Here is a 20,131-nt window from a genome sequence, read left to right as displayed (position 1 = left end):
ACGTTCCCTGCGACGAGAGGGCAAGACCGACCGTGGTCGCCGGATGCATGGGTATCGGCGCCTCCATCGCAGGTACCGATCGGCTGACCGGAGGTACCGTCGAGCGGACGTCAACCGACGGTGTATTCCTTCTGCGACCAGGGTTGACTCCACACTCCGAGCTGCCGATCCGGTTTCGCCGAAATACGGCCCCTATCAGATGTCCCACAATCCAGCGATCGGTACGTTCGAAACGAGTTCATAACGACCATGCTGGTCTCGGCGGGGGATGCATCTCTTGCTCGGCGGGGCGGAGGGGCAAGAATGCAAAGGTTCGAAGTAGAAATCGAGACATTGCGTCGTTCGGCGAAGGCCGCGGATGCCGCGGGCGCCGAGGCGAAAACGATCAACCTCGGGCCCGCCGTTGACCCGGTGGCGTCCGCGATGCCGGGAGCGGATTCGGTGGCGTCGGCCGCGGCTACCCTGGCGGACGCGTGGGAGCGTCGGCTGAAGCAATGGGCTACCGACATCGATAAACTCGGCGATAAAGTATCAGCGGCTGCGGACCTGTACACGAAGAATGAGCAAGAAGCCGCGAGAGTTTTCGCGGCGACGATGTTCGAGCGGTGGCTGCACGGCGAAAACGGCAGTGTGTTCAGGCCATGATCACATTCCAGGACGTCCGCCGCTGGGATGCGGACGCGATCGAAAAGGTCGGTCGCAAGGTACGCGATAGAAAGAACGCCTTGCTCGGCTTGTCGGACGAGCTGGCGGGAGCGGCTCTGTACTGGCGGTGGCGCGGCTACGCCGCCGACGCGGCCAAGCGGGAAGTCGCCTCGCTCAACGACCGCGCGGAACATATTGTCGCCGAGGTCAGTACGGTGCAACGCGTCCTTTTCGCCACTTCCGACGAAGTGCAAGCCCTGAAGCAACGAGTGCTGAACGTCGAAGCGTTCGCCAGCGGACGGCAGTACAGCATCGCCGGGGACGGTACGGTCGCCGACAGATCACCCGAAGGCCCCGCGAATATGCTTCGCCTCCTCGAACGACAGCAGATCGAAGACACGGTGAAGAAGATCGTGCAGCGGGCCGTCGACATCGACCGCAATCTCGGCAAAGCCATGACCGATGCGGCCAATGCGGCGATCTCCGACCGAGGGGCGACGTCGCTGGCCGGAGCCGACCAGACGACCAAGGACATTATGCGGCGGTACCAGGTCACGCCCGACCCGGACGGGATGGTCAAATATCCGATCAACCCGCTGCTGCGTCCGTTCGTCGACGAGCAACGCGTCACGGTCACCGAAGCCAAGATGCTCGATAAATTAGGACTGCCGGGCCAGCTGAAGATGAAGGACATACGCGGAGACGCATTCAGTGAGGCCAATAAGCGATTTCCCGGTTACGGTGTGAGTGATAACCACAATGACGCGTTCCGGCACGCCTACTGGAACGCCCTGATGACCCGGGAATACGGCGCCGACTGGACCAAACGCTTTGCCACAGCACATGAGCGCGTCCCGGGTAACCAACCCGAACAAGAAGCTATGGACCTGCACAACAATGAAGTCGGTCGCAAGATCGCCTCGGCCAATCCGAACGCGAGTCCGGAACAACTCGCCGGCCTCGTCGAAAAGGCAGTGAAGAACGGGGAGACCGTCGTGGTTCAGCGCGGCGGCGGCGATCTTCAATACAGCGACCGGGTCGCACCGGGGCAGGCGGGGCACCCCAAGCTGCCTCCGCCGGAGCCCGGAGAACCGGCGAAATCGAAGTAATCATGCCGGAGGCGTGGCGCCATGAAAAGCGCCACGCCTCAGCGATTTTCAGCCGGGTCAGCCAACAGTGCCCGGTGCGGCGTCCGCACCCGCCGCATTATCGGTCGGCGTAGCCGATGTCGTCACCTGGGCATCGGTGCAGGCCGGGGCGACCGGGTCGTTGCTGCCGGTGTCGACGAAGCCGTCACTGATCCAGTTGCCGGTGTCGAGTTTGTTCCACAGGTCGGTGTTGCCCCACTTGCCCGCGACCGTGTCGCCGCGTGCGGTGCATGCGATCTTGACCGTGTCACCGTCGCGAACGGTGCCGACGATCGAGTGCTTCAGTCCGGGGCCGGAGCGCAGGTTGACCGTGCTGTTCGCCTCGGGGTGGGAGCGAACGGTGCCGGTCGCCGGGGAGGAATCGCTGCCGTAGTTGGTCAGCCTGCCGCCGACGTTCACCCGGACGCCGTTGCGTTCGGCGTAGCCGGCGTAGGCCCTGCTACCTTCCCAGAAGGTCCAGCCGCCAAAGGTTTTGCCGTTCACGGCAACCGCGCCACCGTTGGTGTTGTAGAGCGACATGTGCACGTGCGCTCCGCTGGCGCTGCCGCCACAGGGCAGCTGGGTGCCGATCCTGCCGAGATAGGTGCCCGCCGCGATTTCGGTACCGTCCTGGGCGTTGATCAGGTTCGTCATGTGGTAGTAGGTGGTGGTGTAGCCGTTGTTGTGCACGAGTTTGACTTCCGCGCTGTTGGCGCGCACGCAGGTCTTGTAGACCCGGCCGGCCCCCGGGGCCAGTACTCGTCCGTCGCCGCCGTTGAAGTCGAGTGAGTTGAAGGGGCGGCTGTTGCCGCTGTAGCCGTGCGGTCCGCCGCCCATGTACCAGCTGTCACCCTGCCGCCAGGGCAATGCCAACCCGGTGTTGAGCTCGCGGGTCTGCGGTGCGGTGAAGGTCTTCTTTTCGCCACTGCTCACGACAGATTCGGGCGCCTGCTGGACCAGGTTGCGGAACTCGTCGGTCCCCTCCAGCCCTACCTTCCACTTGTCGCCGCTGCGTACGGCCACATACAACGACGAGATCGGCGCCTCGTCGGCGTTTCCGACCGGGATGGTCGCGGCGCCGAAGGCCCAGTCGCCTTGTTCGCGCATGTGATCGATGACCGGAGCCGGTGTTCTCGCGCGATCGGCCTTCTTCTGCTCGAGCAGCGTGGCGGTGACGGCCTCGTCCAACCCGGGCGGTGCGGCGGTGACCTGGGCGGTGGTCAGCGATAGGAACATTGCCATCGCGATGCTCAGTGCCAGAATTATGCTGCGGGCAAACCGCCGTCGGCCCGATCTACGTTTGTTGATTTCCATTGTCCTGCATGCTTTCTTGGAGAGCGCGTCGTACTTTGAGGGAATGCTGTTGTGCCGACCTGCAATTCGGAAACCCGAGCCGCTCGTGCGGAGCCTGCGCTCGGTCGAATATGCCCGGCCGTGGACATACCTCACTGTAAGACGCCGATACTCCTCCGAAGCTCCCCAGTGGAAGTGGGGAGTATTCGGAAAACTATTCGGCTGCTATAACATTCGCGCACGTTTCACCGACCGCCGCCTAGCTGCCATTCAGCGTGGACCATCGAGTTCGGCCGGTGCCAGAGTCCAACGGCCAGTCCACTTGTCAGGTGGGGCGATCCACGGTTCATTCGTGCGCGTGGCTCAGGTCCCAGACCCTATGGTGAGGCGGTCGACACCCGTTGGGGCGTGAGCTCGCGACGACGCACGGCGAGACGGGCAAGCACGGGTCTGGGTTCACGCCACGCCTGCACCGGTGCCGGGTAAAGTTGGTGCCCCAACACCAGGGGGACGGACTCTCGATTTGAGACAAGGGTGATGACGGAGACGGGGGGTGCACGACCGCCTCAGCCGAGAATGGTCTGGGCCGCGTGTCTTGGGGCGGTACTTCTGCTCCTTATCTCGTGCAGTGACAAGACGCAAATCCCCACCACGGAGCCACCTATCGCGACGACGTTGCCGAGTTCGAAGGCTGAGGCGCCCACTGCTGCGACGGACGTCGCTCGGCAATTAGCGATCATCGATGCTGAGACCCGCGCATTGGTGGAAACAGCGGCAACGTGGCATGCCCCGGAGTCGGTCGACGTCGATAAGACGGTACGGATCGGGCTCGAAGTGGGGAACGGCGGTTCGCTGAAGTCCCGAATAGCCGCATTGCTGCCGCACACGTCGCCGATCAGCGGTGGAACTGTCCGGGTGGGACCGACGGTAAGGGCGAAACTCCTTGTCAATCCGAACGATGCCGAGGTTGTGCCATCCGACGCGGTGGATGCCTCGATCGGCAGCGACGTTCAGATGTTGTGGACGTGGTTCGTCTATCCCAAGCGGCCGACCTCGGCATTACTGCTTACAGCCCACCTGGAGGTTCCGCTCTCAGATGGTCACACCATCGACACCGATGTCCCGTTGGCAATCCGAGTCGATCGCACGCTTGCTTTCACGGCGAGCCAGGTTTTCACCAACTGGGCCACCTGGTCCGCCATCGCCGTGACCGCGACCGGAGCCATCGGATGGTGGTGGAGTCGACGCCCCCAGAAAGCTGAGCCCGCGCCGAGCGTGAAGCAGCAACGCTCCGGTCGGAGGACCCGGCGCAAACGGCGCCGGTGAACGAAGCTGTGCCGGTGCGGTTCGTTAGCGTTGGCGGATGGAACTGCGACAGTTGCGGTACTTTCTTGCGGTTGCGGAGGAGCGGAATCTCACTCGGGCCGCGGAGGTGGTGGGGATCAGGCCGACGTCGTTGAGTCAGCAGATCATCGCTCTCGAGCGGGAGCTCGGGGCGGCGTTGTTTGTTCGTAGCGCTTCGGGGATGACACCGACGCAGGCCGGTGCGCGGCTGACGGAGCATGCGCGGGTGGTGGTGGAGTCGGCGCGGCGTGCGCGGGAGTCGGTGCGGCAACGACGGGCATTGCGTCTGGCCGTGACGCCAGGAGCGCCGCCGTGGTGTGCGTCGACACTGTGGCGCGCCGCCGGTGAGTTGGTTCCCGAGATCGCCGATTCGCAGACCTCCGAGCAGCTGACGCAGCTCCGGGACGGTGTGCTCGATGCCGGTGTGCTGCTGGTGCCTGCCGACTTGTCGGGTATGAGTCATATTCCGGTCGAGGATGCCGAGCTGGGTGTGGTGGTGGCGAGTGACCACTGGTTGGCTGGACGAAATGTGGTGCGGTGGGCCGATCTGGACGGCTGCGCATTGTTGTGGTTCGCGCGTTCGTGGGCGCCGGGCTATTACGACGCGATCCGCGAGTCGTGGATTCGGGCGGGGTGGCAGCCAACGGCTGTGCGCGAGAGTGCGCCACGACGGGGGCTTTTCGGTGCCGAACTCACGCACGGCGGGAACGTCGTCGCGCTTCGACCGGTATGGGACGTGCGTCCGGGGGAGGGGTTGGTCTGGCTGCCGTTCGCCGCGGACGCACCACGTATCCGGTATGCCCTGGCGTGGCACGCGGCCGATCCCGCTGCCGCGCGATACCGCGCGATTGCCGCTGACCTGGTGCGTGCGGCGCAGCCGCACACGCATCCGGCAACGCCTCGTGGACAGGACTGCCGGTGATCGGTTCTGCTGGAAGCGATCGGGCCACACCGTGACATCGGTGCGGCCGAAGCAGGCAGAACGCGAAAGGCTGGCGAAATGGCGCTCACCGCATGGGGATTCATCTACACCGCGACCGGCAGTGACCCGGAACGGGAGACCGTTGTCGAAACGCCCGCCTGCCGGTCGGTGTTCGTCGGGGTGGATCGTCCGGAGCAAGCCGTCGCGGCGGCCCGCCGCCTCGTCGCGGGTGGTGCTCAGCTGATCGAGTTGTGCGGCGGGTTCGGCCCGGTGTGGACCGCACGGGTGATCGAGGCTGTTCAGGGCGCGGTTCCGGTGGGTGCGGTCGCCTACGGCACCGAGGCGATCGATCAGGTGCACGCCATCTTCGCTTGACCGGGACTCCCCGAAGCCGTCCCGAGACTGCTGGTACCGGGTACCGGCAGTGCGAGGTAGCCTGTGGCGATCCCGGTTCGATCCGACTTCCGACGGAAGGTTCGATATGCCACCGAACTTCGCGCTCAAGGCGATGAACACCGCACATCGAGTTCTGCTCACCGCCAGTTGCGGAAAACTGGGCAACGAGTTCGGCGGCATGCCGTCGCTCGAGCTGGTGACCACCGGCCGCAAATCGGGCCGCCAGCACGCGGTGATGCTGACGGCGCCGATCGTCGACGGCGATACCTATGTCGTGGTCGCTTCCCGCGGCGGAGATCCGATCCACCCGGCGTGGTTTCTGAACCTGCGGGACAACCCGGATGTCCAGGTGTCGGTGCGCAGTGGCCCGCGACAGCCGATGAAGGCCAGAGTGGCGACTCCCGAGGAGCGAAAGGTGCTGTGGCCGAGGGTAATCGCCGCAGCCAAGACCTACGCCGGATACCAGGCGAAGACGACGCGGGAGATTCCGCTTGTCCTACTGACCCCGGCGAACGGAACCTCGTCGAGTTGAGCACGCGCGCCGACTGAGTTCCGCTCAGTCGAGCCGCAACCCCGTGTGGTGGGCGACGAAGGCGAGTAGCGAGATGAGCGCGCGGTCCGAGGCCGGACCGCCGCCGGCATGTCCCTTGCCCGCGATCACGTCCAGCAGCACGGGTCCACCGCCGTCGCGCTGGAGCGCCGCAACCATCTTGCAGGAGTGCACCGCCGGTACCCGGGTGTCGCTGTCGCCGGTGGTGAACAGTGCTGGCGGCCATCGGCGCGGCGGCTCCCCGATCCGTGCGGTGACGTTGTAGTACGGCGAGTATCGCAGCAGCACGGTGAGGGCGGCCGGGTCGTCGGCGGAGCCGTATTCCTCGCGCCAGGCCCGGCCGAGGCCCCAGCGTTCGTAGCGCACCATGTCCAGCGGGGCGCCCGCGCTTACGATCGCGGCGTAATCCCCTGGCCGCTGGACCATGGCGCCGACCGCCATCAGTCCACCGTTACTGCCGCCGAGCAGCGCCAGTCCGCCCCGACGGGTCCAACCGGACTCGACCAGCCAGTCCGCTGCCGCGTGCAGGTCGGCGAACGCGTTGAGCTTGTGCACACCGGCACCGTCGCGATGCCAGCGCCGCCCGCGTTCGCCGCCGCCGCGTACCCCCGCGATGGCCATGACCCCACCGGCCAGCACCCAGGTCAGTCCGTCCGGCTGGTAACCCGGCCGGAAGGTGATGCCGAAGCCGCCGTAGCAGCTGAGGATGGTCGGCCGAGGCATCTGAGGCCCGGCGGGGGCGAGCACCGTCACCGGCACCTCGGTGTCGTCGGCGGAGCGGTAAGTCGTTCGGGTGACGGTGATTCCGGGCAGCACGCGGGACGACGGCTCGACGGGGGAGACCCGGCCCGATCGGAGGTCGAGCCGCCACGCCCCGAGTGGCCGGATCCAGTCGGTGTAGCTCAGTACCAGCACGCCTGGTTCGTCGGTGGACTTGATCGCCGCGACCGTTCCCGCGCCGGGCAGTTCGGCATCGAGCAGCCAGGCACCGCACTCGGCGTCGTGCACCGACAATTCGGCATACCCGTCCCTGGTGCGCAGAATCAGCAGCCGGTCGCCGCTGTCGGACGGCGCCAGGGCGAACGCCGCCAGCACCGCGGGCTCGTCGGCCGGTACGAGCACCCGCCACGGACCCCAACCGCCCGAGGGCACCGGTTCGGCGACGAGCAGCTCCCCGAACTCGCACGTGGCGGTCGAGATCGCCAGGATCCGACCCACACCGTCGACCACGACACCGGCTGAGGAGAGCCCGCCGAGATCGAGCGGCCGCGGCGAACCGCCTTCGGCCACATCGGTAATCGACACGCGGGTGGTTCGACTGGTGCCGGTCCGGCCCGTGACGACGAGCCAGCGGTCGTGCCAGAAGGTGAAGTGGTAGCGGCCGACCGGGTTCTCGTCGCCGATGAGCAGTTCGTCGGCGTCGATCGCGGTCCCCACCTGATGCCGGTATACGCCACTGCCGGAACGGTTCCCGTGGCGGCGCACGTAGAAGTAGCCGCTGCCGTCGGCCAGCCATTCCACCGGCGAGTACCGGGTCAGCGCACATGTCCGCAGCACCGCACCGGTCGCGGCGTCGAGCAGCGCGAGCGGGGTCGCGTCCTCGGATCCGCCCACACTCGCCTGCACGGCCACGAAGCGGCCGTCCGGTGACGGCGTCCAGCGCCGCAGGATCGCCCCAGCACCAAGGGTTGTCGCGTCGAGCAGGGTCCGCCAGTCGCCCTCGGGTCCGTCGGCGACCTGTAGCTGCCACGGGCCCGCGAGATGCGCCCGGCCGACCCGGAACCGGCGCGCCCCACCGGTTTTCACCGGCGAGCTGGTAGGACCCTGAACGACGGTGTCGCGCAACACGTCCCGCAATCGCTCCTGACCGGGCAGGGCGGCGAGGTAGCGTTCGGCCAGCTGCCGCTGGGCGGCTACCCAGGTCTGACTGTCGGGATCGTCCAGGTCCTCCAGCCGTCGGAACGGATCCGGAATTCGCCAGCCGTGCAGGACATCCCACACATCGGACGCGGGCGCATCGGGATATTCGGCATTCATCGCGCTACCTGCACAATCGTCTCGTCAGTGCGATCGTCGTCTGCCGGAGCGCGTCCGACGATCAGGAGGAAGGCCAGCGATGCGGCCAGATCGATGGCGACGAACATCCAGATCCCGGCGCGGGCCCCGTATCGTTCGCCGAGCATGCCGCCGACCACCGCACCGAGCAGGTTCGCCGCCGTGGTCCCGGTGGCCAGCAGAGCGCCGACGCGCGCGAAGTACCCGTCACCGACACCCGCGCCCATGACCGTCACCAGCGCGATATTGAGCACCGCACCGAAAAACATCGGCACCGCCGCACCGAGGCAGGCGGCGAGCAGCACCGCTGCCGTCGGCCCGGTAGCCATCGGCAATATGGCGGTGCCGACAGCGCAGCCGAGTACGGTGACCGCCAGCACCTTTCGCGCTCGCACTGCCCTGGCCTGCAAGCGCGGCGCCACCAGTGCCCCGGCAGCGGAGAACAGGGTGGCCACCACGGCCGGAATCCCGTAGAGCGCAACGGGCAGCGCGACTTCATCGAGCAAGAACACTGCCCGCAGCGCGGCGACACCGCCCGAGGCCGCCCCGCCCGCCAGCAGATACAACGCCAACGCGAAGAGCAGCGGATGCCCGCGCAATGCCCTTACGCCCTCGAGGAATTCGCGGCCGAAGCCGTGGCGACGCTCGGTCACCCGCCGGTCGGGTGCGGTGAGCCGGGTCAGGCAGTAGGCGCTGAACAGGTAGGTGACCGCGTCGCAGACGAACATCGTCGCCGCGCCGACCGTGGCCACCAGCGGACCCGCGATCGCTGCGCCGACCGATCGCGACACCATCGTCGTCGATTGCAGCCCCGCCCGCGCCCGCGCCAGATCGGTGACCCCGAGCGTGGTCAGATGGACGAAGTACAGGCCTTCGATCACCACCCGAGCCCCGCCGAGGACGACGGACAGCGCAGCCAGTCCAGCCACGGTCAGCACGCCGACGGCCATCGTCGCCGCACAGCACAGCACCGCCGCCGCGGCGACCAGGTCGGCCGCCAGCAGCATTCGGCGCGGCCTGCTCACCCGGTCCAGCAGCACACCGGCCGCCGGACCGAACACCAGCGACGGAATCATCGCGGCGGCCACGATGAGCGACACCTCGTGCGGCCCGGCCGCCAACCCGACCACCGCGACCACAGAAACCGCCGTGCCGGTAAGGGTGCTGCCGAACGTCGAAGCCGCCTGCGCGACCTGGTAGGTCCGCAGATCGGCCCCGGGCGCGGCCGCGGTGACTGATGCGCTCATCGTGTCACCCGAAATACGCGTCGTCGCAGTAGACGACAGAGAGCACGCTGATCGGCGCGTCGTCGATCAGATCGTCGTCGGTATCCATGGCCGCCAGCGCGACCATGTTCTGGTTTTCCATCTTGCTTCCTCTGAATCAGCTTCTTGTACAAGGGACTTCGCCGGGCGCGGGCCGCTGCCCGCGCCCGGCGATTGATCGGACTACAGCACCTCTTCCGAGCCGCCTCCGCCGCCACCACCACCGCAGTGGTGCTCGCTGTAGGAGCTCATCGGCGCGTCGTCGCCGAGCTCCGGGTCGGACTGCAGCTGCAGCTTCAAAACCTTCGTCATGTCATTCACCTCCTCTCGCTTCGTGGTCGTTGTCGTGGCTCAGACCGCCACCTCCTCCTGGTTGCAGTGGTGCTCGCTGTACGAGCTGAGCGGTGCGTCGTCGCCGAGTTCCGGGTCGGACTGCAGCTGAAGCTTCAGGACCTTGGTCATGTGGTTCACCTCCTTTCGTGGTCTCGTGGTCGGATGGTCTGTCGGCCGTTCACTGCTGGACGTGCAACCGCCCGGGCCTGCCGAGTCGATCGGCGGCGGGTTCGAGGCAGTGGTCGAGCGTGAACAGCGGGTCGGTGACGCCGGTGGTGGCGTGCTGGAGGGCGAGCAGGATGCCCGCGGAACCGGTGGCCAGGTCGGCACTGAGCCGCTGCCCATGGCCACCGAGCCAGCGGACTCCGGTCTCGCCCGCGATCGCGTACTTGAACAGCGCGGCCGGCCGGGCGGGCGCGTCGGACAGGAAGTTTTCGTCCGGGAAACGGGCGGCCACGTCGGCGTGCACGAGTGTCAAACCGGCCTGTCCCTGGAACAGCCCCGGGGCCGCGGTGAACCGGATGCCCACGGCGCGAACGCAAGTCCGCAGCAGCGCGGTGAGTTCCGGGTCGGGCCTGCGGCCGAGGTAGCGCGAAAGCACGTGGACGTAGCCCGCGCTTCCACACGCCAGGTACGGCATATTGCGCCGGTCGGTGGCCGAGACCCGAAAACCCAAGGCGGCGACCGGTATCGGCTCGGCATGCACGAGTTCCTCGCGCAACAGCCGTAGCCCGCGCTCGAACGGCTCGTCCGCGCCGGTGAACACAGACAGGTAGTACAGTGCCAGCGCGACGCCGGGCCGTCCGTGCACGAGTCCGGACGGATGATCCTGGCCGAGCAAGGGCATCAGCGCATCGCCGTCGGGCAGCGCGTCGAGCAGCCGCTGCGCCTGGTCGAGATGGCCCGGGTCGCCGGTGCGCTGGAAGAACGACAGGTGGGTCATGGCGACCCCCGCCGCACCTCCACCCCAACCGGCCGCCTCGGTCGCGAGCCGGTGACCGGTTGCCGCGGCGAGCAGCGTCATCGCCGCGTCGCGGTCACCGAGATCATCCAGGACCCAGGCGATTCCGGCATTGCCGAACAACAGCCCCGGCCCGGTCGTCTGCCGGTCGCGCAGGGCGACGGCGCGCAGTCGCTCGACCACGCGCGGGTCGATCTCGCGGCCTGCGGCTCGCAGCGCGTGCAGCACGCCCGCGGTGCCGTAGGCCACGCACCGGGTGTTGGACCGATGTCCGTCCGGCGCAGTCGGATACATCCAGCGCGGATTGTCGAGATCGGCCATGCGTTCCAATGCGTCGGCCGTGCGGTCGCGCAGCGAGCGCACCGCATCCTCCGGTGCGGAGCGCACCTGGGCGGGCGTTGGCAGGCGCAGCGCGTCCGGCATTGGCCGAGAGCGCACCACGGCATTCCACAAATTCGTTGGCGGCGGGCACAATTCGGCCAGATCCGCATACAGATGGTCCAGCGTTTCCGGGCTGCGCCGGGCGGCCTCGTGCATGGGGAAGATCAACAGCTGCGCGAGCGCGGTCAAACCGTAGGCGTCGACGTGCAGCGGATCGATCTTCGCCCGCGCGCCGGGCGCCCGCGATTCCGGCGGTTCGTAGCCGGGGGTGCCGAGTAGGCCGAGCGGGTGGTCGATGGGCTGGGTGGCCTCGAAGTCGATGAGCCGCACCGTGTCGTTGTCGTCGACCAGGACATTGCCCGGCGAGAGGTCGACGAAGGCGTAGCCGAGCTCGTGCAGGGTGGCCAGCTGCGCGGCGAGCTGATCGAGAATGTGCGTGCACCGCCCGTAGTAGGCGGCGAACACCGCCGCGTCCTGCCCGGCGTGGATCAGCGGATTCGTCGCGACCATCCACTTGCTGAGTGTGCGGCCGGGCACGAACTCGGTGACGAGGAAGGTGTGCTCCCACTCGGTGAACAGTTCGAGCGGTTCCGGGGCCAGCGTGGGTGCGGCGGCGTGCAGCGCACGCAGCGTCAAATACTCGCGCTCGAGCCGTTCGCATGCGTCCTGGTCGCCGGCGTAACCGTTGTGCGCCCGAGCCTCTTTCACGAAGACGGCACTGCCGTCGGCGCGGCTAGCCCGGTAAGCGCCGCCGGCGTTGCTTGGCTGCAGCACGCTCTCGAAGGTGTAGCCGTGGAAGCTCACTTCATCGCCGCCGTCCGACTCGGGAACCGGGCCGAACGGATCCGCGATGCCGTCGGGCAGCAGGAATCCGGGGCGGCGCTCGTCGGGGACCTCGGTGCCATCGAGGGCCAGCATGGTCGGCAGCCGGGTGCCGTCGGATTGCAGCCGGTGCCGCGGGCGGAACGCGCCGTAGCGGTAGGACACGCACCGCGACGACCCGAATCGCCGGTCGGTGAGCACGTACGGCCCTGCGATACCGGACAATTCGCGTTCCAGCCGTTCGAGCAGGGCGTACGCCAGCTGCGGTGTCGGCGGATAAAGGGCGCAGAACTTGCCGCTCTGTACTCGGCTGCCGTGCTTGCCGTGCATCCAGAGGAAGTACTGCCTGCCGGTGAGGTGCTTGAACGAGACCCCCAGTTCCACGCACGCGGTGCTCACCACATCGAGCACCTGCTGCGCGAAACCGAGCGCACTTGACACGTGCACCTTCCAGCCCTGTTCGGGCAGTTCGGCGTTCGGTGGCGTCCAGTGGGTCCACACATCGGACTCGCGGCGGGTCCAGCCCGCTGGTCGCCGGGTCGGGTTGTATCGCCTGCCCGGATCGGTGCGGTCGAAGGGTTCGTAGTAATCGGGGTGGGCGAAGGTGAACGCCGTATCCTGAAGCATTGTGTTCCTGTCCTTCTCGGATTCGGCCTGATCGCCGGGGAATCGAACGACTCAAGAATGGCCGGACACGGCACTCGCGCGAATCGGCCGGCTGCGGTGTTTCGCGGCTACCGCAGCGCGATGAGAACCCTCATCGCCCCGCCGTAGCAGCACCGTTCGTGCGACACTGCTGCGCATGACGAGGCAGACCTTGGTCGTGGTGTACGCGGTCGGCGAGGCCGGGGCGACCGGTGAACTGCTCGGCGCGGCAACGCTGCTCGAACCGGAGTTCGCGCTGGTCCATCCGCCGCTGGACCGGGCGCTCGCAGACCGGCCGCGGGCACTGCGGGTCGGTGTGTCCGCTGCCGAGCGCGACATCGCCGAGGTTATCGATGTCGCGCAGGTACGGGTGGTTCCCAAGGCTCCGGATCTGGTTCTGCTCGAGTTCGCTGTCGCCTCGTCGGCGCCGGTGCGGGGAGTTCCGATCGTGATGCGCGACGATCCGCTTGGCCTCGAGCCGTTCCCGGAACCCACCAACGCCGAGATAGTCGCCGCCGTACGCGCGGTACTCGCCGAGGTACCGCCGCCGCCCGACATCCAGCTGGCGGAAGCGATCGCCGAGGCTGGGCTGCCGCCCGGCCTCGGCGGCATCCCCGTGGACGATCCGATCCGGTTCATCCGCCGTCTCTTCGGCGGCGGCTGAACCCGCCGAATCCGTTAGCCCAGGACGCTATCTCGGCAGGTGAGAGCGCGGAGAACCGCCGACCCGTCGGCGTGATTCGTGGGAAACTGCTGCCCATGACGCGGCGGACAGTGGCGGGTCGCGGCGGCCCGCGCGGAGCAGCCGCCGCTCGCGGGTCCACTGGACCCACGGCAGGACCCGATCCACCGACCGAGGAAGCTCTCGGTGCGGTGACCGAGCCGCGGCGGTCGCCCGCCCTGCATCGCCGGGTCGCCGACGCGGCACTGGTGCTCGTCACCGGCGCCGTGGATCTGGCCTTCTGGGGCGGGGACCGGGAGCTGACCGGCGGCGGAACGCTGCCACTGTGGGCGGTGCCCACCCTCGCCACCGGTCTATGCGTGGCGCTGCTGCTGCGGCACCGGTTCCCGCTGGGGGTATGGGTAGTGGTTTGGCTCTACACCAGCGTCAATCTGGTTGTCCCGGAATATTATCCGGCCGCCTACCTGCTCGTGGCAGCCTACGCGGTGGCGAGCCGGGTACCCGGCTCTACCGCCCGGCTCGTCCTCGTCGCCTCCGCTCTGCCGCTCGGCCTGTTCAGCTACCGATCCGTGCAATCCGTCCCCTCCGGGACCCAATTGCGCGACTTCGCCGCCGCCGCGGCGGCGTGGGCGATCATTCTGTCCATTGCTTGGGGCCTCGGCAGGTTGGCCCACGCGCGGGAACAGCACGCGCGTGCCGAACGGCAACGCCTGGCCGCCGAGGCCGAAAAAGCGCTGGCCGCACAGCGATTGCGACTCGCACACGAACTGCACGACAGTGTCACGGGCGCGGTGGCGGGCATGATCCTGCACGCAGGGGCAGCCCGAGCGCTCGCCACCGGCGCCGATCCCCGTGTGCGGCAGGCGCTCGAGGTGATCGAGCAGGCGGGTACCCAGGCCATGACCGAACTGCATTCCATGCTCGGACTGCTGCGCTCACCCGATCCCGCCGACGCACCTCCGGCCAGGTTCGCCGATATCGAGCGGCTGCTCGAAACCGCCTGCCGCGCAGGCTTGCACGTGCGCGTCGACGTCACCGGCACGCCGCGACCACTTGCCCCAGATGCCGACCTCGCGGCCTATCGGTTTGTCCAGGAGGCGCTGACCAACGTCACCAAACACGCGGGCCGCGGCGCGACGGTCACGCTCGGCATCGCCTGGACCGACGACACCCTCGACCTCACCGTCCGCAGTACCGGCGGCCACCCGACGCCTGCTGCCGCGGCACTGTCGTCCGGCACCGGGCTGCGCGGCCTCCGGGAACGCCTCGACGCTTTGGGCGGCACGTTGACCGGCGGACCGGACGACGACGGCTGGTGCGTCCACGCGACGCTGCCCGCTCACACATCGATAGAGGTGCCGTGACGATCACCGTGCTCGTCGCCGAGGACGAGGCGCTGGTGCGCGCGGGCTGCGTCATGTTGCTCGGCGCAGCGCCGGACATCGAGGTAGTTGGCGAGGTCGGTGACGGCGCCGCTGCCGTGGATGCGGTGAAAACCCTTGCACCCCAAGTAGTCCTGATGGATCTGCGGATGCCGATCCTGGACGGTGTCGGAGCCACCAGGGCGATCACCGCCACCCCGGACGCACCGGCCGTCCTGGTGCTCACCACTTTTCACGAAGACACCGCCGTCCAGGAGGCACTCGCCGCGGGCGCGAGCGGCTTCCTGCTCAAACACGCGGCCCCAGCCGATCTCGTCGAAGCCATCCGCCGCTGCGCCGCAGGCGACGGCTGGCTCGATCCCGCCATTGTCGGCAGCGTCCTGGGCGCCCTGCGCCGCGCCGGACCCCGCGCGGCTACCGCACCGGCCACGCTCTCGGCCCTGACCGCCAGAGAACGAGAAGTGCTGGTGCTCATGGCACTCGGCCGTTCCAACGCCGAGATCAGCGCCGAACTGTTCATCAGTGCGGCGACCACCCGCACCCATGTCGCGCACGTGATCGCCAAGACCGGTTCCCGAGACCGAACCCAGGCCGTTGTCCTGGCGTATCAGAGCGGCCTGATGAGCTGACGCGCGATCGAGAGTCGAGCAGCCGTCGGCAGAATCGCCACCGAGTGAGCTGTCAACACTGGTGGCGGAACTGTGCGACCGCGCGGGCACGGTGTCGCGAAGTCGAGTTGAACCGCGCGGAATCGGCCGGAAAGATGGTGGTAGCCACAGCGTTCCAGTGCTGAACAGCGACAGGGAGGGCTCGCGATGGAGTCGTGGGGGGATGTCGAGCGCCGGGAGTTCCTGTCCTGGCTGGCGAGAGGAACATTCGGGGCAGCGGTGGCCGGTGGTGCGCTGGGCGCCGGGCGACCAGCCGCCGCCGCACCGGACATCACGGTGCTGGTGCGTGCCACGGTCATTGACGGAACGGGGCAGCCACCGGCGCGGAACTCGACAGTGGTGCTGTCCGGGGATCGCATCCTGGCGGTGGGCCAGCACCCGGAAGTGCCGCGTCTGTCCGGCGTTCGAGTGGTGGACCTCGATGGGAAGTACGTGATCCCAGGCTTGTGGGATCTACATGCCCATTCGACGTTCTTCGAGAGCACCATCGCTCTACTGCATGTCGTGCACGGCGTCACCGGCATCCGCGACATGTGGGGTGTGCCGGAAACCCACGACTTGCGGCGGCGCGTCGAGGCCGGGGAGGTGCTCGGTCCTCGGCTAGTGATCGCGAGCACCGTCATCGACGGTCCGGGCAGCCCGTGGCCGGATGTCGACCTGGTGCGGACCGAGGCCGAGGCGCGCGCGGCCGTGCACCGAGCCAAGGACGGAGGCGCCGACTTCGTCAAGGTGTATTCGTTCCTGTCGCCGGAGTGCTACGCCGCTATCGCCGACGAGTCCGGCAAGGTGGGGCTGCCGTTCGCCGGTCACGTCCCCGCACGGGTGCCCGTTCAGGTCGCGGTCGAGCGCGGCCAGCACACGCACGAGCACCTCTACAACCTGTTCACGTCGACATCGCACAACGCTGAGGAACTGTACGCACAGCTCACCGCCATGCCGGACGACCCGACCGACCCGAACTGGTGGGGCCTTCAGCTGCACCGGATCGAGCGCGAGGCCGTGGCCACGCACGACCCGGCGCGCGCCGAGGCGCTGTTCACGCGGATGGTCGAGCGCGGCATCTGGCAGTCGCCGACGTTGTTCGTCGAACGGCAGATGTCACTGTCGCCCGAGACCATCCTGGGCGATCCCGTGGTGCAGGATCGGCTGCGCTACATCCCGATCTCGTTGCGGGCGATATGGCTGGCGAGGATGCGGGTCCGGCCACCGCGCACCCCGCAGGAAGTGGCCGAGCTGCTTCGGTTCGGCGACGCGCGGCTACGGCTGCTCAACGCTATGCACGAGGCTGGCGTTGGCATCGTGGCGGGCACCGACGCGGGCTACACGTATGTGTTCCCCGGTTTCGCGCTGCACGACGAACTGGCGCTGCTCGTGCGCGCCGGGCTGTCGCCGATGGCCGCCCTGCAATCGGCCACCCGCGACGCGGCACAGTGCCTCGGCCGCGCGCACGAGACGGGCACCATAGCCGTCGGTAAGCAGGCTGATCTCGTTGTGCTGGAGGCCGACCCACTGGCCGACATCACCAACACCCGCCGGATCCACGCGGTCATCACCCGCGGCCGCTACCTCGGCCCGCAGGACCGTACCCGCATGCTGGCCGAAATCGAGGCAGCCGCAAGTGAACCCGATGAGGCGCCGACCGCGACGCCCGACTCCTGCTGCCACCCTTGACATCCGTCCTCGTCCAGAGCTGGCGTGCTCCGGCTCCTCGAAATCCCCGCCGCGAGACCGATAGTCAGGTGCCAGGCTGCTCGGCCGTCGGGGTGCGGCGGGCGAATGCGTGCACGGTGCCGTCGGTGGTGAGGGCGAACAGCCAGTCGCCGGTCACCGACATCGCGGAGGCGACCGCGCCGCCGAGGTCGTACTGCTGCAACAGCTTTCCGGTCCGGCGGTCCAGTACCACCAGCCTGCCGTCCCAGGTGCCCGCGTAGACCACGGTCTCGGTGGTCAGCGCGTGCATCGCGGGCGCATCGGGCGCGGCCGTGCAGCCCGCGGCCACCCGCGCGGGGTCGTCGAGCGGGCCGGTGCCCGGCAGATAACCGACGCCGGTCTCCCACAAGGGTTGCGCCGGTTTGCTCGCCAGACTGTCGAACGCGCGGACTTTGCCATCGGCCGACGCGACATAGACCAGCTGCCCGCGGACCGCGGGACTGGTCACCGGGGGCGGCCCGGGTTCGCATGCGCTGCCGGGGATGTCGGCGTGCCAGAGTGCGCGCCCGTCGCGCGGGTCGTGACCGGTCAGTCCACCTGCGGTCATCGTGATCAGGTGGCGATCGGAGTCGGTGAGCGCGGGGGAGGAGTGGCTGAACAGTCCGCCCGCGGTGTCGACGGAGTACCGGCGGGCGCAAGTGGACAGGTCCATGGCGATCAGGGTCTGGCTCGATCCCGAGTGCAGGTAGGCCGTTGTCGCGTCGCTGCCGCGCACGGCAGTGCTGTGGAACTCGCCCCACCCCGCGGGTGCGGTGAAGCCGCCGCGTAGTCGGTCTCCGGTCGCGGCGTCGCGGCAGACGATCCGGTCGTACTGCTGATAAACCGTGACCGCGCGGTTCTGCCCGGGCAGGTCGAAGACGCTCACCGGGCCGCCCGCCCGGCCGTACCGGCGTACGGTGTCGCCGGTGCGGTGTTCGTCGTCGATGGTCTCCCACACCACGGCCCCGGTGTCCAAGGCGAGCGCGTAGACCCGGCCGACGCCGGTGGTGAGATAGACCCGGCCGCCCTGCACCGTGGGAAAGGATTCGGCGTCACCGTCCAGATAGGTCCGCCACAGCTCGCGGCCGGTATCGCGGTGGTAGGCCAGCACCTGGTGGTACGGGGAGGCGAAGGCCTGGGAGGTCACGATCACGGTGTCGCCGGCCACGGCGGCGCCGTCGAGGCCGAAGTGTTCGCCGGTATTGGCCGACCACCGTTGGTCCAGCTCGGCGCCCGGGTCGGAAGCCGCTGCCGATCCGCCCGATTCGTTGCCGCCCTGGCGGGGCCAGTCGGCACCATGCGCCGGGAGCGGCGACTGCTCATCCACGTGGAAAGTGCCGTGCATGGTCGGCCACTGCTCGGCCGACGTACCGGTCGCGGTCACCTCGATGCGATAGGTCCCCGGCCGCAGATCCGGGATGCTGTCGTGTGCGGTCGCCCAATTGGCTCGGATGGCCGGGCACGGCTCGGTGCGCCCGCCGGGCGGCGAGTAGCAGTTCACCCTGCCGGGTCGACTGTTGGTGGTGCCGAAGCGCAGGTCCGCGTGCCACGCGTCGCCGCCGCGGTCGTCGCGCACCCGGACCTGGGCGCTCGCCGGGGTCCGGCCGTCGTCCTCGATGTGCAGATCCACCGGGATCGGGGCGCCGGCGTGGTGGACGCTGTTCGGTGCGGGGCTCACCAGCGCCGTCCGGTCGTGCACGAAGAACTGGCGGTGGTCGCCGGAGACATAGCCGGTGTCCTCGTTCTGCGGTGTCGCCGGGTCGTCGGTGATGCCGGAGAAGTCGAGCACCTGGTAGCCGGGTCGTGCGCCATCGATGCCGTAGGTCGCGCCCATGTTGTTCACCTCCACCGAGCGCGGGAAAGCGCCGCGGCGGAACTCGCTCTGCTGGTTGTGGCCAGCGGCGAACATTCGCGTGTCGAAGTGTGCGAGTTCATCGACTATCGGCTGAATAGACTGTCCCGCACCGAATTTGGTGAACAGCGACCGATGGGCGAAGACGAACACCTGCTTGCCCGCACCGTGTCGGCGCAGATCCTCGCGTAACCATTGCAGTTGCGGAGCCAGCCCCGCGGTGTCGTAGTTGTTCTCCAGCACCACCATGTGACGGCCGTTGCGGTCGAAGCTGTACCACTCCGGTCCCATATTCCGCCGGTAGACCTCCATGCTCGCGGCGTACCCGGACGTCGTTCCGGTGCCGCCCGCGTCGTGGTTGCCCATCACCGGGTAGAACGGGCGGCCGAAGCCGCCCCTGGTCAGACCGGTTCGCAGGATGTCGAAGCTGCCCTGGCGTCGATCCGGCGCGGTGTAGTCGGTGACGGTGATGTCACCGGTCGCGATGGCGACGGTGGCCTCCCGGTTCCGCGCCATGGCCTGGACCTGCCCGGTCCACTGGGCCAGCGTGGTGGCGGCGGACGTGTCGCTGCGATTGTCGGTCTCGGTGTCCGACACCATCAGCCACCGCTCACGCGGATCGGCGGCGTGGGTGTCGGGGACCAGGGCGAAGTCGATGCCGTCCTGTTCGGGTACGCCCTCGGCGAGCGGGCGGAAGAACCGTGGGACGGAATCCTCGCGCAGCACCGGCGTGTACCCATCCGGTGAAACGACTTGGATCAGATCGGTTTCCCGGCGCCGCGGATCGATCCGCAGGCGGTAATCGCCGTCCGCGCCGGTCGTCGCCCAGGCCGATCCGTCGGTGACCGATACGCCCGGCAGCCCCCGCTCACCACCATCGCGCACACCGTTGCCGTTTTCGTCGACGAAGACCGCGCCGCGTGCTTCGGCTGATTCACCCGCCGCCGCGTGAGCCGGACCGGGAACGGTGATCACCGTCAGGGTGATGAACAGACAGAGCAGACATTTCCACACGGAATGAAAACTATGAGACCCGCACCCGCGGTGACACCTCCTACCGCCACAGTTCGCCCGCTGTACCACCGATGTTCAGTCCCGCCACCGAGCAGTGGCTCGGCT

Annotated in this window: 16 protein-coding genes; 10 read left to right on the top strand and 6 right to left on the bottom strand. The window is 68.2% G+C overall.

Annotated elements, in window-relative coordinates; translation table 11 throughout:
* The first annotated feature begins 333 nt into the window (after positions 1 to 333).
* Both KV110_RS23245 and KV110_RS23240 read left to right on the top strand, forming a co-directional pair.
* A complete protein-coding gene (locus KV110_RS23245) occupies positions 334 to 645 on the top strand; it encodes a hypothetical protein (protein WP_218469397.1) in 312 nt (103 codons plus the stop codon).
* Positions 642 to 1,754, top strand: a complete 1,113-nt coding sequence (locus KV110_RS23240; protein WP_218469396.1) for a DUF6973 domain-containing protein — start codon at positions 642 to 644, stop codon at positions 1,752 to 1,754. Before KV110_RS23245 ends, KV110_RS23240 begins: the two co-directional genes overlap by 4 nt.
* Positions 1,755 to 1,811: 57 nt before the next feature.
* Here the strand turns inward: KV110_RS23240 and KV110_RS23235 are convergent, their stop codons facing one another.
* On the bottom strand, positions 1,812 to 3,014 hold the full coding sequence (locus KV110_RS23235) for a peptidoglycan DD-metalloendopeptidase family protein (protein ID WP_218469395.1): 1,203 nt from the start codon (positions 3,012 to 3,014) through the stop codon (positions 1,812 to 1,814).
* Between the two features lie 627 nt (positions 3,015 to 3,641).
* On the opposite strand from KV110_RS23235, the gene KV110_RS23230 reads away from it, so the two are divergent.
* From KV110_RS23230 to KV110_RS23215, 4 genes are all read left to right on the top strand, one after another.
* Positions 3,642 to 4,391 (top strand): hypothetical protein, encoded by a 750-nt coding sequence (locus tag KV110_RS23230; protein WP_218469394.1) that lies wholly within the window; start codon positions 3,642 to 3,644, stop codon positions 4,389 to 4,391.
* Between the two features lie 37 nt (positions 4,392 to 4,428).
* Entirely contained in the window at positions 4,429 to 5,331 is a 903-nt protein-coding gene (locus KV110_RS23225; RefSeq protein ID WP_218469393.1) for a LysR family transcriptional regulator, read from the top strand.
* 78 nt (positions 5,332 to 5,409) lie between these two features.
* Positions 5,410 to 5,706 carry a DUF6506 family protein gene (locus KV110_RS23220; protein ID WP_218469392.1) on the top strand — a complete coding sequence of 99 codons (297 nt, stop codon included), beginning with the start codon at positions 5,410 to 5,412 and terminating at the stop codon, positions 5,704 to 5,706.
* Positions 5,707 to 5,812: 106 nt separating this feature from the next.
* Positions 5,813 to 6,259 carry a nitroreductase/quinone reductase family protein gene (locus tag KV110_RS23215; protein WP_218469391.1) on the top strand — a complete coding sequence of 149 codons (447 nt, stop codon included), beginning with the start codon at positions 5,813 to 5,815 and terminating at the stop codon, positions 6,257 to 6,259.
* Positions 6,260 to 6,283: 24 nt separating this feature from the next.
* Here KV110_RS23215 and KV110_RS23210 read toward each other — a convergent pair whose 3' ends face one another.
* The 4 genes from KV110_RS23210 to lanKC form a co-directional block, all read right to left on the bottom strand.
* Entirely contained in the window at positions 6,284 to 8,314 is a 2,031-nt protein-coding gene (locus tag KV110_RS23210; RefSeq protein WP_218469390.1) for a prolyl oligopeptidase family serine peptidase, read from the bottom strand.
* A complete protein-coding gene (locus tag KV110_RS23205; RefSeq protein WP_218469389.1) occupies positions 8,311 to 9,579 on the bottom strand; it encodes an MFS transporter in 1,269 nt (422 codons plus the stop codon). Before KV110_RS23205 ends, KV110_RS23210 begins: the two co-directional genes overlap by 4 nt.
* A 201-nt stretch (positions 9,580 to 9,780) precedes the next feature.
* Positions 9,781 to 9,909 carry a hypothetical protein gene (locus KV110_RS41845; RefSeq protein ID WP_281427676.1) on the bottom strand — a complete coding sequence of 43 codons (129 nt, stop codon included), beginning with the start codon at positions 9,907 to 9,909 and terminating at the stop codon, positions 9,781 to 9,783.
* A 199-nt stretch (positions 9,910 to 10,108) separates the two neighbouring features.
* Positions 10,109 to 12,721 (bottom strand): class III lanthionine synthetase LanKC, encoded by a 2,613-nt coding sequence (gene lanKC, locus KV110_RS23200; RefSeq protein ID WP_218469388.1) that lies wholly within the window; start codon positions 12,719 to 12,721, stop codon positions 10,109 to 10,111.
* Positions 12,722 to 12,896: 175 nt separating this feature from the next.
* Between lanKC and KV110_RS23195 the strand changes: the two genes are divergently transcribed.
* From KV110_RS23195 to KV110_RS23180, 4 genes are all read left to right on the top strand, one after another.
* Positions 12,897 to 13,403 (top strand): hypothetical protein, encoded by a 507-nt coding sequence (locus KV110_RS23195; RefSeq protein WP_218469387.1) that lies wholly within the window; start codon positions 12,897 to 12,899, stop codon positions 13,401 to 13,403.
* A gap of 95 nt (positions 13,404 to 13,498) precedes the next feature.
* Positions 13,499 to 14,785: a sensor histidine kinase gene (locus KV110_RS23190; protein WP_218469386.1), complete on the top strand. Its 1,287-nt coding sequence runs from the start codon at positions 13,499 to 13,501 to the stop codon at positions 14,783 to 14,785.
* Entirely contained in the window at positions 14,782 to 15,432 is a 651-nt protein-coding gene (locus KV110_RS23185) for a response regulator (protein ID WP_218469385.1), read from the top strand. Before KV110_RS23190 ends, KV110_RS23185 begins: the two co-directional genes overlap by 4 nt.
* A 186-nt stretch (positions 15,433 to 15,618) precedes the next feature.
* The gene (locus KV110_RS23180; RefSeq protein WP_218469384.1) at positions 15,619 to 17,142 is read left to right on the top strand and encodes an amidohydrolase family protein; all 1,524 of its coding nucleotides are present in this window, start codon (positions 15,619 to 15,621) and stop codon (positions 17,140 to 17,142) included.
* A 64-nt stretch (positions 17,143 to 17,206) separates the two neighbouring features.
* Here the strand turns inward: KV110_RS23180 and KV110_RS23175 are convergent, their stop codons facing one another.
* A complete protein-coding gene (locus KV110_RS23175) occupies positions 17,207 to 20,026 on the bottom strand; it encodes an outer membrane protein assembly factor BamB family protein (protein ID WP_218469383.1) in 2,820 nt (939 codons plus the stop codon).
* Between the last annotated feature and the right edge of the window lie 105 nt (positions 20,027 to 20,131).

Source organism: Nocardia iowensis (assembly GCF_019222765.1).
Taxonomy (GTDB): Bacteria; Actinomycetota; Actinomycetes; order Mycobacteriales; family Mycobacteriaceae; genus Nocardia; species Nocardia iowensis.
This window is presented reverse-complemented; position numbering and strand designations above follow the sequence as displayed.